The 14,907-nt window shown below is 62.4% G+C and carries 12 protein-coding genes; 10 read left to right on the top strand and 2 right to left on the bottom strand.

Annotated features, from left to right (window positions below; all coding sequences use genetic code 11):
* Positions 1-78 precede the first annotated feature (78 nt).
* The 10 genes from ACK6BI_RS03790 (at position 79) to cmoB (ending at position 12,797) form a co-directional block, all read left to right on the top strand.
* Complete coding sequence (locus ACK6BI_RS03790) at positions 79-2,490, top strand: glucose/quinate/shikimate family membrane-bound PQQ-dependent dehydrogenase (protein WP_409316055.1); 2,412 nt, start codon at positions 79-81, stop codon at positions 2,488-2,490.
* Between the two features lie 167 nt (positions 2,491-2,657).
* Entirely contained in the window at positions 2,658-3,884 is a 1,227-nt protein-coding gene (locus tag ACK6BI_RS03795; RefSeq protein WP_409316056.1) for a hydroxymethylglutaryl-CoA reductase, read from the top strand.
* A gap of 2 nt (positions 3,885-3,886) precedes the next feature.
* Positions 3,887-4,942, top strand: coding sequence for a mevalonate kinase (locus tag ACK6BI_RS03800; protein WP_409316057.1), 1,056 nt, complete (start codon positions 3,887-3,889; stop codon positions 4,940-4,942).
* Complete coding sequence (gene mvaD, locus ACK6BI_RS03805) at positions 4,939-5,940, top strand: diphosphomevalonate decarboxylase (protein ID WP_409316058.1); 1,002 nt, start codon at positions 4,939-4,941, stop codon at positions 5,938-5,940. The genes ACK6BI_RS03800 and mvaD overlap by 4 nt, the downstream gene beginning before the upstream one ends.
* Before the next feature lie 315 nt (positions 5,941-6,255).
* Entirely contained in the window at positions 6,256-6,630 is a 375-nt protein-coding gene (locus ACK6BI_RS03810) for a DUF6124 family protein (protein WP_065258705.1), read from the top strand.
* Positions 6,631-7,251: 621 nt separating this feature from the next.
* Positions 7,252-9,669 carry an endopeptidase La gene (lon, locus tag ACK6BI_RS03815; protein ID WP_409316059.1) on the top strand — a complete coding sequence of 806 codons (2,418 nt, stop codon included), beginning with the start codon at positions 7,252-7,254 and terminating at the stop codon, positions 9,667-9,669.
* A gap of 214 nt (positions 9,670-9,883) precedes the next feature.
* The gene (locus ACK6BI_RS03820; protein WP_409316060.1) at positions 9,884-10,276 is read left to right on the top strand and encodes a protease inhibitor I42 family protein; all 393 of its coding nucleotides are present in this window, start codon (positions 9,884-9,886) and stop codon (positions 10,274-10,276) included.
* 2 nt (positions 10,277-10,278) lie between these two features.
* Positions 10,279-10,914, top strand: a complete 636-nt coding sequence (locus ACK6BI_RS03825) for a lysoplasmalogenase (protein WP_409316061.1) — start codon at positions 10,279-10,281, stop codon at positions 10,912-10,914.
* 222 nt (positions 10,915-11,136) lie between these two features.
* Positions 11,137-11,844, top strand: a complete 708-nt coding sequence (gene cmoA, locus ACK6BI_RS03830; RefSeq protein WP_409316141.1) for a carboxy-S-adenosyl-L-methionine synthase CmoA — start codon at positions 11,137-11,139, stop codon at positions 11,842-11,844.
* Positions 11,841-12,797: a tRNA 5-methoxyuridine(34)/uridine 5-oxyacetic acid(34) synthase CmoB gene (cmoB, locus tag ACK6BI_RS03835; RefSeq protein WP_409316062.1), complete on the top strand. Its 957-nt coding sequence runs from the start codon at positions 11,841-11,843 to the stop codon at positions 12,795-12,797. Before cmoA ends, cmoB begins: the two co-directional genes overlap by 4 nt.
* A gap of 122 nt (positions 12,798-12,919) precedes the next feature.
* On the opposite strand, the gene tadA is transcribed toward cmoB, so the two are convergent.
* Together tadA and ACK6BI_RS03845 are read right to left on the bottom strand one after the other, a co-directional pair.
* A complete protein-coding gene (gene tadA, locus ACK6BI_RS03840; RefSeq protein ID WP_409316063.1) occupies positions 12,920-13,417 on the bottom strand; it encodes a tRNA adenosine(34) deaminase TadA in 498 nt (165 codons plus the stop codon).
* A complete protein-coding gene (locus ACK6BI_RS03845) occupies positions 13,417-14,793 on the bottom strand; it encodes a multicopper oxidase family protein (protein ID WP_409316064.1) in 1,377 nt (458 codons plus the stop codon). The genes tadA and ACK6BI_RS03845 overlap by 1 nt, the downstream gene beginning before the upstream one ends.
* Positions 14,794-14,907 lie beyond the last annotated feature (114 nt).

Here is a 14,907-nt window from a genome sequence, read left to right on the forward strand (position 1 = left end):
TGAACCATGCCCGCGCCTGATCGTCATCTAAAGTGACTTAAGCGCGGGACTACTTGAAACGTCACGGAGAACCACACTATGAGCACCGAAAGTGCTTCGGGTCGAGGCCGTCTGCTACCGAGCCTGCTCGGCATTCTGCTTCTACTGATGGGCCTGGCCATGCTGGCCGGGGGAATCAAGCTGAGCACGCTCGGCGGCTCGCTGTACTACCTGCTGGCCGGTATCGGCATCGCGCTGACCGGCATCCTGCTGCTGATGCGTCGCCGCGCAGCGCTGGGCCTGTACGCCATCGTGCTGTTCGCCAGCACCGTCTGGGCGCTGTGGGAAGTCGGTCTGGACTGGTGGCAACTGGTGCCGCGTCTGGCCCTGTGGTTCGTCCTCGGCTTCGTGATGCTGCTGCCGTGGTTCCGTCGCCCGCTGTTGCTCAACGGCCCTGCGCCGATGGGCACCGGCGGTCTGACCGTCGCCGTGATTCTGGCCGGCGTCACCGCCCTGGCCAGCCTGTTCACCCACCCGGGCGAGACCTTCGGCGAACTGGGTCGCGAAACCGCCGACACCACCAGCACCGCGCCGCAGATGCCCGATGGCGACTGGCAGGCCTATGGCCGCACCGAGTTCGGTGACCGTTACTCGCCACTGAAGCAGATCACCCCGGCCAACGTCGGCAAACTGCAGGAAGCCTGGCGCATCCGCACCGGCGACCTGCCGACCGCCGATGACCCGGTGGAGCTGACCAACGAAAACACCCCGCTGAAAGCCAACGGCATGCTGTACGCCTGCACCGCCCACAGCAAAGTGCTGGCGCTGGATCCGGACACCGGCAAGGAGCTGTGGCGCTTCGACCCACAGATCAAGAGCCCGGTCGGCTTCAAGGGCTTCGCCCACATGACTTGCCGTGGCGTGTCGTACTACGACGAAGCCGCTTACGCCAAGTCTGAAAACGCAGCCTCCGCCGTCATCTCCGAAGCCGGCAAAGCCGTCGCCCAGGCCTGCCCGCGTCGCCTGTACCTGCCGACCGCCGATGCCCGCCTGATCGCACTGAACGCCGACACCGGCAAGATCTGCGAAGGCTTCGGCAACAAAGGCGTGGTCGACCTGACCCAAGGCATCGGCCCGTTCACCGCCGGTGGTTACTACTCCACTTCGCCAGCCGCGATCACGCGTGATCTGGTGATCATGGGCGGTCACGTCACCGACAACGAATCGACCAACGAGCCATCGGGCGTGATCCGCGCCTTCGACGTGCGCGACGGTCACCTGGTGTGGAACTGGGACAGCGACAAGCCGGACGCCACCGAGCCTTTGGCCCCGGGCCAGATCTACAGCCGCAACTCGGCCAACATGTGGTCGTTGGCCAGCGTCGATGAAAAACTCGGCATGGTTTACCTGCCACTCGGTAACCAGACTCCAGACCAGTGGGGCGCCGACCGCACCCCGGGCGCCGAGAAATTCAGCGCCGGCATCGTCGCGCTGGACCTGGCCACCGGCAAAGTGCGCTGGAACTACCAGTTCACCCACCACGACCTGTGGGACATGGACGTCGGCAGCCAGCCAACCCTGCTGGACATGAAAACCGCCGACGGCATCAAGCCTGCGCTGATCGCCCCGACCAAACAGGGCAGCCTGTACGTGCTCGACCGTCGTGACGGCACGCCGATCATCCCGATCCGCGAGATCCCGGTGCCGCAAGGCGCCGTGAAAGGCGACCACACCGCCCCGACCCAGGCCCGCTCGGACCTGAACCTGCTGGCTCCGGAACTGACCGAAAAAGCCATGTGGGGCGCCAGCCCGTTCGACCAGATGCTGTGCCGCATCCAGTTCAAGGAACTGCGCTACGAAGGCCAGTACACGCCTCCGTCGGAACAGGGCAGCCTGATCTATCCGGGTAACGTCGGCGTGTTCAACTGGGGTGGCGTATCGGTCGACCCGGTTCGCCAGATGCTGTTCACCAGCCCGAACTACATGGCCTTCGTCTCGAAAATGGTGCCGCGCGAAAAAGTCGCCGCCGGCAGCAAGCGCGAGAGCGAAACCGCTGGCGTGCAACCGAACACCGGCGCGCCTTATGCGGTGATCATGCATCCGTTCATGTCGCCCTTCGGCGTACCGTGCCAGGCCCCGGCCTGGGGCTACGTCGCCGGTATCGACCTGACCACCGGCAAAGTCGTGTGGAAACGCAAGAACGGCACCAGCCGCGACAGCTCGCCGATCCCGATCGGCTTCACTCTGGGTGTGCCAAGCATGGGCGGCTCGATCGTCACTGCCGGCGGCGTCGGCTTCCTCAGCGGCACCCTCGACCAGTACCTGCGCGCCTATGACGTGAACACCGGTAAAGAGCTGTGGAAATCCCGTCTGCCTGCGGGCGGCCAGGCCACTCCGATGACCTACACCGGCAAGGACGGCAAGCAATACGTCTTGCTGGTTGTCGGCGGTCACGGTTCGCTGGGCACCAAAATGGGCGACTATGTGATTGCGTACAAACTGCCGGATTAATCGTTAACGGCAGTAAAAAGGAAAGGCGATGTCCTGTGAGGGCATCGCCTTTTTTTCTGCGCGCCAATCGCCAATCGATATAAAAGACTGTCAACTCTGACAGGCGCGGTTATTCCCGTTTGCTCCGATCATCAACCTCATGCAGCGGTTGAATCATGGAGCCCCCAATGGCAGATACACGCTTTGGCAATCACTGGATCGAAGCACTGACCAAAGGACAGGCACGCTTTCACCAGTTGCCCGCCGATCTTGATCACAATGAAGCGGCCCTGATTCGCCGTGAAGCCCTGCAACACATCAGCGGTACCTCGCTGCGCAGCATTGGCGATTACACCCGCGAACCGCAGCCGGCCCACTGCGAGAACCGGATCGGCTCCGTCCAGATTCCGCTGGGCATCGCCGGCCCCTTGCTCGTCAAGGGCCAGGCCATCACGGCCCAGGAGCCGGTCTACGTCCCTCTGGCGACCACCGAAGGCGCGCTGATCGCCAGTACCTCCCGTGGATGCCGGGCATTGCACGCCGCCGGCGGCGCAGTGGTTCGGGTCGAAGAGGTGGGCATTACCCGTGCGCCGGTGTTTCGCTCCACCGGTATCCAGCAGACCGAGACCTTTCTGGCCTGGATCCGCGACAACCTCCAGCAGATCCGGCAGGCCTGTGAACAGGGCAGCGCTCATCTGCATCTGCGAGACATCCAGCCTGCGGTGGTCGGTACCACGATCTATCTGCGCTTTCGTTTCCGTACCGAGGACGCGATGGGCATGAACATGGCAAGCATTGCCTGTGACCGGGTCATCCGTGAGTTGATCACCCCCGCAACCGGCGTCTCGTGCCTCAGCATTTCGGGCAACTACTGCACGGACAAGAAACCGGCGATGGTCAACTTCATCAACGGACGCGGCCAGCGGATCAACGCCGAAGTCCGTCTGAGCAAAGACATACTCCGCGACATTCTCAAGACCGACGCCGGAGCACTTTGCGAGCTGCAGTACCGGAAAAACCTCATGGGTTCGGCCATGGCCGGCGCCATCGGCTGCAATGCCCATCATGCCAACATCCTCGCTGCGTTCTTCATGGCCACCGGTCAGGACGTCGCTCAAGTGGCGGAAAGTGCCATCGGCATTACCTGCTTCGAAGCCTGTGAACACGATGCCATCTATGCCTCGGTCACAATGCCGGACGTGCCGCTGGGCACCGTCGGCGGCGGCACCTCTCTTTGTACGCAACGCGAAGCCCTGGCCTTGATGGGAATCATCCCGGGCAGCAAGAAACCGGGAAAGGACACCCGGCGCCTGGCGGAGATTCTCGGCGCAACGGTGCTCGCCGGCGAACTGTCGATCATGGCCGCCCAGGCCGCGCATCAACTGGTATCGGCCCATCAGCGGCTGGGACGCTGATCATGATCCACGCCAGAGCCCCCGGCAAAATCATCCTCATGGGCGAACATGCGGCGCTGCACGGATGCCCGGTGATCGCCTGTTCCGTGGGGCTTTACTGCAATGTGTGGCTCACGCCGCGACAGGACGGCGAGATTGAACTGCGATTGCCCGATCTGATGCTGCAGCAGACGTATTCAGCCAAGCAATTGATCGACTACACCGTAAGCATGCGCATGGCCCTGAAGCGATATCAGGCCACGCCAGGCGCACAGACCTTCGCCGCCCTGGCCAACGCTGGCCACGATCACCTGGTCAAATGCGCCATCGGTGAACTTCTCCTGCGACTTGCACCGCAGCACTGGCGTGGTTTTACCTTGCGAGTGCAATCGCAGATTCCGCCGGGTGCCGGTTTCGGCAGCTCGGGTGCGCTTGCCGTTTCTCTCTCGTCTGCACTGATGCAATTGTTCGGGCTGACAGAAAACGATTGCCCGCTGGAACCCCTGGCCCTGTCGATTGAACGCTATCAGCACGGCGAACCTTCGGGCATCGATCACAACACCAGCCTGCTGGGATCGATCGTCGAAGGCAGACGCAACGCAGAAGGCGAGTTCGACGTGCACGTGCTACCCGTCATCACCTCGGAACTGCTGCCCGATACCCTGCGCCTCTTCAACACCGGCACCGCCCGCGAGAGCACCGGCCAGGTCATTGCCGCCACCCGCCATCGACTCGAAGGCCCCGACAATCCGCTGTTGGCCAGCATGCGGCGTAACACTGAGCGTTTCAGTGCCTTGCTGCGCCAGACACGTCCGATGCCGGAAACCTTTCGCACGGTGATACGCGATTACGAAGCCGATCTTGAAGCCCTGGGCGTCGTCCCCGATGCCGTCGCACAAGTGATTCGCGCGGTAGAAAAGGCTGGCGGTGCAGCCAAGATCTGCGGCGCCGGAGCATTGACCGGGGATCAGGCCGGCGCGCTGCTGGTACTGGGTGCAACGAATCTGCTGGAGCTAGCGCGCTACCGGCAACTCGACGCCCCTCTCGCGGTGGCAGGCCTAGAGATCACCCGGTCATGAATCGCACCAGCGTCTCGTCCCCCGCCAACATCGCGCTGATCAAGTACTGGGGCATGCGCGATGCGCTGAACACGTTGCCCAACAACGCCTCGCTTTCGATGACCCTCAACCGTTGTGTCAGCCTCTGCACATTGGCCCCGCTTGCCAATGGCACGACCGACGAAATTCTGTGGAAAACCGCGCGCGGTGCACTGGTGCCGGCCGACCCCACCCTGCGAGCCGGGATCGAACATCACCTGCAGGCCTTGCGCGAACACTTCGATCACTGGCAACCGCTGCGCATCGCCACCACCAACAGTTTCCCGACCGGAGCCGGAATCGCGTCATCGGCCTCCGGCTTCAGCGCCCTGGCGGCGGCGTTTGCCCTGCATTGCGGGCAATCGCTGAGCCATCCCGTCCTCAGCGATCTGGCGCGCCTCTCCGGCTCAGGCTCGGCGGCACGCTCGGTCTGCGGTGGCTTCGTGCAGTGGCCCGGCAACGCGCGGCTGCTCTCGGCGCCGGCCCTGCAAATCGCCCCGGCACGCCACTGGCCGCTGCACGACCTGATCGCCGTGGCCGACGCCCGACACAAAACCGTCAGCTCCCGCCAGGGTCATTTGCTCGCCCACAGCAGCGAGTTTTACCCGACCCGCCTGAAGCTGCTGCCGCAGCGTCTGGAACACGTTCGCCAAGCCATTTTCGAACGTGACTTCTCCCGACTGGCCGACGCCGTGGAACGCGAAGCCATCGAACTGCACCTGGTCGCCATGACGTCGCAACCACCGGTTTTCTATTGGCGACCCGCGACCCTGACCGTGCTGGAACGGGTCCGCCAGTTGCGCCAGGAAGGCCTGGACGTCTGCGCCACCCTCGACGCCGGGCCTAACGTACACGTGCTGTGCACGCCGCAACATTCCCCCAGGGTCTTCGCCGAACTGCGCAAACTGCCTGACATCCAGCGCTGGATACTCGATAGAGCGGGCGACGGGCCACGGCGACTGGAGCAGCATCTGTTTTGATGCGTGCGTCCTACAGACGGGGTGTTTTTCGGGGGACGATTCCGACAAGGCGCGTCGGTTGTCCCTAGGAAACGGGGTGGATAGGCTTTTGGGGTCGCTGCAAATTCAGCGATGGGGCGTCGCGGCCCGACTTCTGAGGCATAATTGCCGCCGCTTAACAGCAGCACCTCAAGTGCTTGTTTATGGTGGCTGTGCGCGGGATACCTTCGGGTATGCCGAATGCCTCAGGTCGGTCCGCGAACCCGCGTACAGCTGCCACCCCTCTTTTTGCGTCGCGGCAATTAGAGGAATGGACCCATTCCTGAGGAGTAAAAAATGAAAAAACCAACACCCAATCCCCCCGAATCAAACGACGCATCGCCCTACGAATCGCCAGATTCCAAAAAACTCCACGAAGCCGCCGAACGCGCCCTCGACCACTACCTGAAACCCAACGCCACCACCCTGCGCTTCCATAAACCCAGCACCATGTTCCAGGTCGCACCCGATCAGGACAGCGAAAGCCTGCTGGTCCACGCCTGCGAATCACTGGCACAGGCCAACCTCATGACCAGCGACATCGCCGCACACATCGACCTCCCGCAACGGCGGACGATTCTGGCCATTCAGCAAATCATCATGCTGGCTGAGCTGGCGGTGAATCGGGTGCTGGATAACGTCGAAGTACAGCGTTACCCAACACACAGCTGAGCCGCCCAGAAGAAACCGACCTGCCAGCGACAGACGCATTCGCTGGCAGATCGATTGGGACGCGGAGCGTCCCGGGCTGCATTCCCACGCGGAGCGTGGGAACGATCAAAGCAAAAGCACTCCGTCGCCCTTCGCCTTTCGCATCTCACCACTCAACACGATGAGCGTTAGCTCAAGTACCGCTTTTGACGTGCTGGCCCCGTCGGCAGGCTGAGTGGAGGGATTTATCCGGGGGTGGGAGCGCAGCGACCGTGCGGCGCAGCCGCATGCATCGAGAGGAGGTGCAGCGAAGCAAACCGTAGGCGATGCCCCCGGATGAATCCCGGAACGAAGGAACACCGAGCCACAGCGAGGTGCCGAACGTTGGGGCTCAGACCTTTTGGTTCCTTTTGGGGCGTTTGCCAAAAGGGACTCGCCGTAAGGGCGAAACCGCCGGCCGCAACACCCGCAGAAACGGATATTCACCCAAAACCCAAACAGCCTGGTCGGCCCAAAGGCCGCCAAGGCCAACCCCCAAAACCCTGTCAAAACCCTGAACACACAACCAGAAACACCCACCCCCATTGAAACCAGCAAAACCCTGCCCCATCTAAGACCCATACCCCATTGCGCAGGTGCCCCATGAGCGACCAGCAAGAATTCCCCGAGAACCCCGACGACTACACCGAAACCGACCACATCGAACATCACGTCCCCGGCAAGGGCCTGGCCCTGCCCGGCCAGAACCTGCCGGACAAGGTCTACATCATCCCGATCCACAACCGCCCGTTCTTTCCCGCGCAAGTGCTGCCGGTCATCGTCAACGAAGAACCCTGGGCCGAAACCCTCGAACTGGTCAGCAAATCCGAACACCACTCCCTGGCCCTGTTTTTCATGGACACGCCCCAGGAAGATCCGCGCCACTTCGACACCAAGGCATTGCCGCAGTACGGCACCCTGGTCAAGGTGCACCACGCCAGCCGCGAAAACGGCAAACTGCAATTCGTCGCCCAGGGCCTGAGCCGTGTGCGCATCAAGACCTGGCTCAAGCACCATCGTCCGCCGTACTTGGTGGAAGTCGAATACCCGCACCAGCCCACCGAGCCGACCGACGAAGTCAAGGCCTACGGCATGGCGCTGATCAACGCAATCAAGGAACTGCTGCCGCTCAACCCGCTGTACAGCGAAGAGCTGAAGAACTACCTCAACCGCTTCAGCCCCAACGATCCGTCGCCGCTGACCGACTTCGCCGCCGCCCTCACGTCGGCGACCGGCAATGAACTGCAGGAAGTGCTCGACTGCGTGCCGATGCTCAAGCGCATGGAAAAAGTCCTGCCGATGCTGCGCAAGGAAGTCGAAGTCGCGCGCCTGCAAAAAGAGATCTCCGCCGAAGTGAACCGCAAGATCGGCGAGCATCAGCGCGAGTTCTTCCTCAAGGAGCAGCTCAAGGTCATCCAGCAGGAGCTGGGCCTGACCAAGGACGACCGCAGTGCCGACCTCGAACAGTTCGAGCAGCGTCTGGAAGGCAAGGTCCTGCCGACGCAGGTGCAGAAGCGCCTCGAAGAAGAGATGAACAAGCTGTCGATCCTCGAGACCGGATCGCCGGAGTACGCGGTCACCCGCAACTACCTCGACTGGGCGACCTCGGTGCCGTGGGGCGTGTACGGCGAAGACAAGATCGACCTCAAGCACGCGCGCAAGGTGCTGGACAAACACCACGCCGGCCTCGACGACATCAAGGACCGGATCCTCGAATTCCTCGCCGTCGGCGCCTACAAAGGCGAGATCAGCGGTTCCATCGTGCTGCTGGTCGGCCCGCCGGGCGTGGGCAAGACCAGTGTCGGCAAGTCCATCGCCGAATCCCTCGGCCGGCCGTTCTACCGCTTCAGCGTCGGCGGCATGCGTGACGAAGCCGAAATCAAGGGCCACCGCCGCACCTACATCGGTGCGCAGCCGGGCAAACTCGTGCAGGCGCTGAAAGATGTCGAAGTGATGAACCCGGTGATCATGCTCGACGAGATCGACAAGATGGGCCAGAGCTACCAGGGCGACCCGGCCTCGGCGCTGCTGGAAACTCTCGACCCGGAACAGAACGTCGAATTTCTCGACCACTACCTCGACCTGCGGATGGACCTGTCGAAAGTCCTGTTCGTCTGCACCGCCAACACCCTGGATTCGATTCCCGGCCCGTTGCTGGACCGGATGGAAGTGATTCGCCTGTCGGGCTATATCACTGAAGAAAAAGTCGCCATCGCCAAGCGTCACCTGTGGCCGAAACTGCTGGAAAAGGCCGGCGTGTCCAAGGGCAGCCTGAGCATCAGCGACAGCGCGCTCAAGGCGCTGATCGACGGCTACGCCCGTGAAGCCGGCGTGCGTCAGCTGGAAAAGCAGCTGGGCAAACTGGTGCGCAAGGCAGTCATGAAACTGATCGACGATCCGAAAGCGGTGATCAAGCTCGGGCCGAAAGACCTCGAAGCGTCCCTCGGTCATCCGGTGTTCCGCAACGAACAAGTGCTGTCCGGCACCGGTGTGATCACCGGTCTGGCCTGGACCAGCATGGGCGGCGCGACCCTGCCGATCGAAGCCACGCGGATTCACACGTTCAATCGCGGTTTCAAACTCACCGGGCAACTGGGCGATGTGATGAAAGAGTCGGCGGAGATCGCCTACAGCTACGTCAGTTCGCACCTCAAATCCTTTGGTGGCGATCCGAAGTTCTTCGACGAAGCCTTCGTCCATCTGCATGTGCCGGAAGGCGCAACGCCGAAAGACGGCCCGAGCGCCGGGGTGACCATGGCCAGTGCCCTGCTCTCGCTGGCGCGTAATCAGCCGCCGAAAAAAGGTGTGGCCATGACCGGTGAGCTGACACTGACCGGGCACGTGCTGCCGATTGGCGGCGTGCGCGAGAAGGTGATTGCGGCGCGGCGGCAGAAGATTTTCGAGCTGATTTTGCCGGAGGCGAATCGCGGCAACTTCGAAGAGCTGCCGGATTACTTGAAGGAAGGCATCACCGTACATTTCGCCAAGAAGTTTGCGGATGTGGCGAAGGTGCTTTTCTGACAGCTCGGTAGCGCCTGGACCACCGCTTTCGCGAGCAGGCTCGCTCCCACAGTTTTTTGGCGAGCAGCACAAGGTATGTGTTCGTCACGGACCATTGTGGGATCGAGCCTGCTCGCGAAGGCGTCGTCACAAACGACGCCTCCCCGGCTGTCACACTTTGTCTCATCTTCAGTTATGCTCGCCGTTCGTCGCCAACGCCGGAGCCACTGAATCCATGTCCCCCACTCGCCTGTTTGTCCCCCTGTCCCTCGCCCTGCTGGCCGCCTGCGCCACGCAACCGAAAACCAACGTGACCGTGGAAAAACAGAGCGAATGTCCGGTGCGGCTGACCAACGGGCAAAACCTCACCGTCATGCTGCCAAGCAACCCCACCACCGGCTACCGCTGGGCCATTCAAGACTCGGCCGGCGGCGTACTGCGTGCACTGAGCCCCGAGGTTTACAGCAGTCCGAAAGACTCCGGCATGGTCGGCTCAGGCGGTTTCTCCACCTGGCGCTTCCAGGCCTTTGCCACCGGCACGGGGCGCCTGCGCCTGACATCGCAGCAACCCTGGGAGCCTGAAGTCGAGCCGGTGGAAACCTTCGACTGCGCGATCTCGGTGAACTGATCGTGGGCTGGCTGATCCTCGCGCTGATGGGCGCAGCGACTTTTCTATACGGCGTCAGCACTCATGCGGCGCTGCTTTGTCTGCTGGTGAAGCCACTGCCGGTATTGGCGCTGCTGGGCTGGCTGCATGATGCGCCGCCGAGTGACTATCGCCGCTGGATCAGTCTGGGCCTGATTTTCTCTTTGCTCGGCGATGTGCTGCTGGCGTGGCCGGGGGATCTGTTCGTGTTTGGCCTGGGTGCGTTTCTGGTGGCGCATCTTGCGTATCTCAAGGCATACCTGAGCGATTGCCGGCGTCTGGCCGTGTTGCCGCTGGTGCTTGCGCTTGGCGTTGGCGCCGTGCTGTTGGGCATATTGATCAGCAGCGGACTCGGGCCGTTGACCGTACCGGTGATCGTCTACGGCACCGCCATCAGCGCCATGCTCTGGCGCGCCCTGGCTCGCCTCGGCAGTGGTGTACCGCAGCGATCGGCGTTGCTCGCGGCCGGTGGTGCGGTGGCGTTCGTGTTCTCTGACAGCGTGATCGGCATCGACCGGTTTGTCGCACCGTTCCACGCCGCACCGTACGTCATCATTCTCAGCTACTGGCTCGGGCAGTGGGGCATTGCTGCTTCGTCGTTCTCTCAGAAACCGCGCTGAATTATTCGCGAGCAGGCTCGCTCCCACAGGTAGACCGCGATCCCCTGTGGGAGCGAGCCTGCTCGCGAAGGCCATGTGCCTGTCAAGGCAGATTCCGGCAACGCTCCGGTTTATCAGACAAGCCGCGCATCTGCGCGCCAGTTTGGCTAAAATGCCGGCCTTTTCATCGACACCGCCGGAACCGCCGTGAGCAAAGAACCCGATCGCATTTTCGCCCAGCCGATGGCCCAGGTGCCTGACTTCGCCTTCAACGAGGACGTGGTGCGGGTGTTCCCGGACATGATCAAGCGTTCGGTGCCAGGTTACCCGACCATCGTCGAGAACCTCGGCGTGCTCGCGGCGCAGTTTGCCCAGCCGAACAGCGTGCTCTATGACCTCGGTGCCTCGCTGGGGGCCGTTACCCAGGCCCTGCGTCGCCATGTGCGTACCGACGGTTGCCGGGTGATCGCGGTGGACAACTCGGCGGCGATGGTCGAGCGCTGCCGCGAGTACCTCAACGGTCAGGACTCGATGTTCCAGGAGTTGCTGCCGGTCGAGGTGATCGAAGGCGACATCCTCGCCCTCGACTTCAAACCGGCCTCGGTGGTGGCGATGAACTTCACCCTGCAATTCATTGCCCCGGAGCAGCGCACGGCGTTGCTGTCGCGCATTCGCCAGTCGTTGTTGCCGGGCGGCGCGCTGATCCTGTCGGAGAAGCTGCGCTTCAACGATGCCGATGAACACGCACTGCTGACCGACCTGCACGTCGCGTTCAAACGCGCCAACGGTTACAGCGAACTGGAAATCGCCCAGAAGCGCAGCGCCATCGAAAACGTCATGAAGCCCGACAGCCTCGAAGAACACCGCGAGCGCCTGCTGGCTGCCGGGTTCTCGAAAGTCGTGCCGTGGTTCCAGTGCCTTAACTTTGCCTCGTTGATTGCCTTACCATGATTGATCTGTCCCCCCTCGCCCGCCGCTTGGCCGGCACACCGCTGGCCGAGTGGGCCAGCACCCTGCAAGTGCAGCTCGACCGGAAAATGGAGAAGGGCCACGGCGATCTGGAGCGCTGGCAAAGTGCGCTGGACGCTTTGCCGAAGATCCAGCCGACCGAAGTCGACCTGCTCGACGGCCTGAAACTCGACACCGATTGCGACGCCGAAACCCGCGCACAGATGCGCACCGCGCTGATGGGTTTATCGCCTTGGCGCAAGGGGCCGTTCGACCTGTTCGGTGTGCACGTCGACACCGAGTGGCGCTCGGACTGGAAGTGGTCGCGGGTTTCTCCGCATCTGGATCTGAAGGGCAAGCGCATTCTCGATGTCGGGTGCGGCAACGGCTACTACATGTGGCGCATGCTCGGCGCCGGTGCCGACAGTGTGATTGGCGTCGATCCGAACTGGCTGTTCTTCTGCCAGTTCCAGGCGGTGCAGCGCTATCTGTCGGAGCCGAATGCCTGGCATTTGCCGTTCCCGTTCGAAGACCTGCCGCCGAATCTGGAAGGCTTCGACACGGTGTTTTCCATGGGTGTGTTCTATCACCGTCGCTCGCCAATCGAACATTTGCTGGCACTGAAGGATTGCCTGGTGAAGGGCGGCGAACTGGTGCTGGAGACGCTGGTGGTCGAAGGCGACAGGCATCAGGTGCTGGTGCCGGAAGACCGTTACGCGCAGATGCGCAACGTGTGGTTCCTGCCGTCGGTGCCGGCGCTGGAGTTGTGGCTGCGACGCGCCGGTTTCAGCGATGTGCGTTGCGTGGACGTGAGTTTCACCACGGTTAAGGAACAGCGCAGTACCGAGTGGATGAAGTATCAGTCGCTGAGTGACTTTCTGGATCCGGCAGATCACAGCAAGACCATCGAAGGGCTGCCGGCGCCGATGCGGGCCGTAATTGTCGCGAAGAAATAATTTCTCCGAACACTCAAAAAACTGTGGGAGCGAGCCTGCTCGCGATTGGATCTGACAGACACCGAAGTATTGAATCTCAGACCGCGATCGCGAGCAGGCTCGCTCCCACATTGGTTTTGTATTCAGTCTGCGGGTTTTGCACGCCGTGCCCGGAAGAACTCGGTCAACACCGCCCCGCACTCCTGCGCCAGCACCCCGCCTTCATACAACACTCGATGGTTGAGAAAGCCCTGAGTGAAGAACTGCCCCTGACTCTGCACAATCCCGGCCTTGGGCTCCAGCGCGCCGTACACCACGCGAGCAACCCGCGAATGCACGATCAGTCCGGCGCACATGCTGCAGGGTTCGAGGGTCACGTACAGCGTGCTGCCCGGCAGACGATAGTTATCCACCGTTTGCGCAGCGGCACGGATCGCAACCATTTCTGCGTGTGCGCTCGGGTCGCTGGTACTGATCGGGCAATTGAAACCACGACCGATGATTTCGCCGTCCTGCACCAGCACAGCGCCCACCGGCACCTCGCCGAGGGCGGCACCTTGCGCAGCCAGGGTCAGGGCTTCGCGCATGAAATCGCGGTCACGGCTGCGGTCGATGATCGCCGCGGGGCGAATCTGGCGCATCACTTCACCTCGATGGCGGCCATCAGGCCGGTTTCCATGTGGTCGATCACGTGGCAGTGGAACATCCACACCCCCGGGTTATCCGCCACCAGCGCCACTTGCGCACGCTCGTTCTTGCCCAGCAGGTAAGTGTCGGTGAAATACGGCACGATCTTGTGCCGGTTCGAGGCAATCACCTTGAAACTCATGCCGTGCAGGTGAATCGGGTGCTGGTACTGAGTCATGTTCTTCAGTTCGAAAATGTAACTCTGGCCCAGTTTCAGGCTGGCGATCGGCCGATCGGCGCAGGTCTTGTCGGTGATGTCCCAGGCCTTGCCGTTGATCTGCCACAGGCTCGGCGGCTTGCCGTTGTCGACATTCACCGACACCGAGCCGACCCATTCGAAATTGAAGTTGAGTTTCTCGGCATTGGCCAGATCCGGCTCGGCCACCGGGTTGGCCGGCAAAGCCTTCGGCCACTCTGTTGGCGCGTCGGTGTTGGCCACCGAACGCAAGGTGCCCAGACGCACAGGGCCATTGCGCAGCGAAAGCTCTTCACCCGCCGGCGGCGCCTTGATCGCCAGGCAAATCCGCATGCCCGGGCCGAGCCAGTATTCCTTGCCCAATGGCCGGGGTTCGACCGGGTTGCCGTCCAGCGCGTAGATCTGCGCTTCGACGCCGGGAATGTTGATGCGATAGGTCAAGGTGTTGTCGAGGTTGAGCAAACGCACCCGGGTGATCTGCCCGGCCGGCAACTCGATCACCGGCGACGGCACGCCATTGATGGTCGCCAGCCGCCCCGCCGTACCGCCACGGGCCGCTTCGCGCGGAATGCTGAATTCGACGAAGTTGCCTTCTTCATCGACGTGCCAGCTCTTCAGGCTCAGGGTCTTTTCGTACTTGAACCCGGTCGGCTCGCGCTCCTCGACGATCAACGGCCCGACCAGCCCGCGCCCGAGTTCTTCGCTGCTGCTGACGTGCGGGTGATACCAGTAGCTGCCGGCGTCCGGCACACGGAACTTGTAATCGAAATATTCACCCGGCAGCACCGGCAGTTGCGAGACGTAAGGTACGCCGTCCATCTCCAGCGGCAGGCGGATGCCGTGCCAGTGAATGGTCGTCGCCACCGGCAAGTGGTTGATGAAACGCACCCGCAGCCATTCGCCCTGACGCACCCGCAATTCGGTGCCTGGCGCCGAGGGACCGAACGCCCAGGCTTCAGTCTTGTGTCCTGGCACCAGCTCGACGTCCAGCGGTGCGGCGATCAACTCGTAGTCATGCCCGGCATTGGCATCAGCCACCTTGCCCAGCCAGTACCGCGTCGCACCACCGGCTCCCGCGCCCACCACTGCAAGACCGGCCAGGCCACCGAGAATTTGTCGACGGGTAAAGGACATGGACACAACTACCTCACGTATCAGCCACGGGCCAGTACGCCCGCAAAAGGCGAATACGATACACCTGCGATTGCGAAACAGTAAGGGCAGCGCGGCGGATGGCCGCAGATTCCA

Origin of the sequence: Pseudomonas sp. KCJK9016 (genome assembly GCF_046231795.1) — a bacterium.
Taxonomy (GTDB): Bacteria; Pseudomonadota; Gammaproteobacteria; order Pseudomonadales; family Pseudomonadaceae; genus Aquipseudomonas; species Aquipseudomonas bananamidigenes.

Bases quoted from the DNA above. Each gene is read 5' to 3' on its own strand.
- ACK6BI_RS03790 (WP_409316055.1), top strand. From the start codon at position 79: ATGAGCACCGAAAGTGCTTCGGGTCGAGGCCGTCTGCTACCGAGCCTG.
- ACK6BI_RS03795 (WP_409316056.1), top strand. From the start codon at position 2,658: ATGGCAGATACACGCTTTGGCAATCACTGGATCGAAGCACTGACCAAA.
- ACK6BI_RS03800 (WP_409316057.1), top strand. From the start codon at position 3,887: ATGATCCACGCCAGAGCCCCCGGCAAAATCATCCTCATGGGCGAACAT.
- mvaD (WP_409316058.1), top strand. From the start codon at position 4,939: ATGAATCGCACCAGCGTCTCGTCCCCCGCCAACATCGCGCTGATCAAG.
- ACK6BI_RS03810 (WP_065258705.1), top strand. From the start codon at position 6,256: ATGAAAAAACCAACACCCAATCCCCCCGAATCAAACGACGCATCGCCC.
- lon (WP_409316059.1), top strand. From the start codon at position 7,252: ATGAGCGACCAGCAAGAATTCCCCGAGAACCCCGACGACTACACCGAA.
- ACK6BI_RS03820 (WP_409316060.1), top strand. From the start codon at position 9,884: ATGTCCCCCACTCGCCTGTTTGTCCCCCTGTCCCTCGCCCTGCTGGCC.
- cmoA (WP_409316141.1), top strand. From the start codon at position 11,137: ATGGCCCAGGTGCCTGACTTCGCCTTCAACGAGGACGTGGTGCGGGTG.
- cmoB (WP_409316062.1), top strand. From the start codon at position 11,841: ATGATTGATCTGTCCCCCCTCGCCCGCCGCTTGGCCGGCACACCGCTG.
- tadA (WP_409316063.1), bottom strand. From the start codon at position 13,417: ATGCGCCAGATTCGCCCCGCGGCGATCATCGACCGCAGCCGTGACCGC.
- ACK6BI_RS03845 (WP_409316064.1), bottom strand. From the start codon at position 14,793: ATGTCCTTTACCCGTCGACAAATTCTCGGTGGCCTGGCCGGTCTTGCA.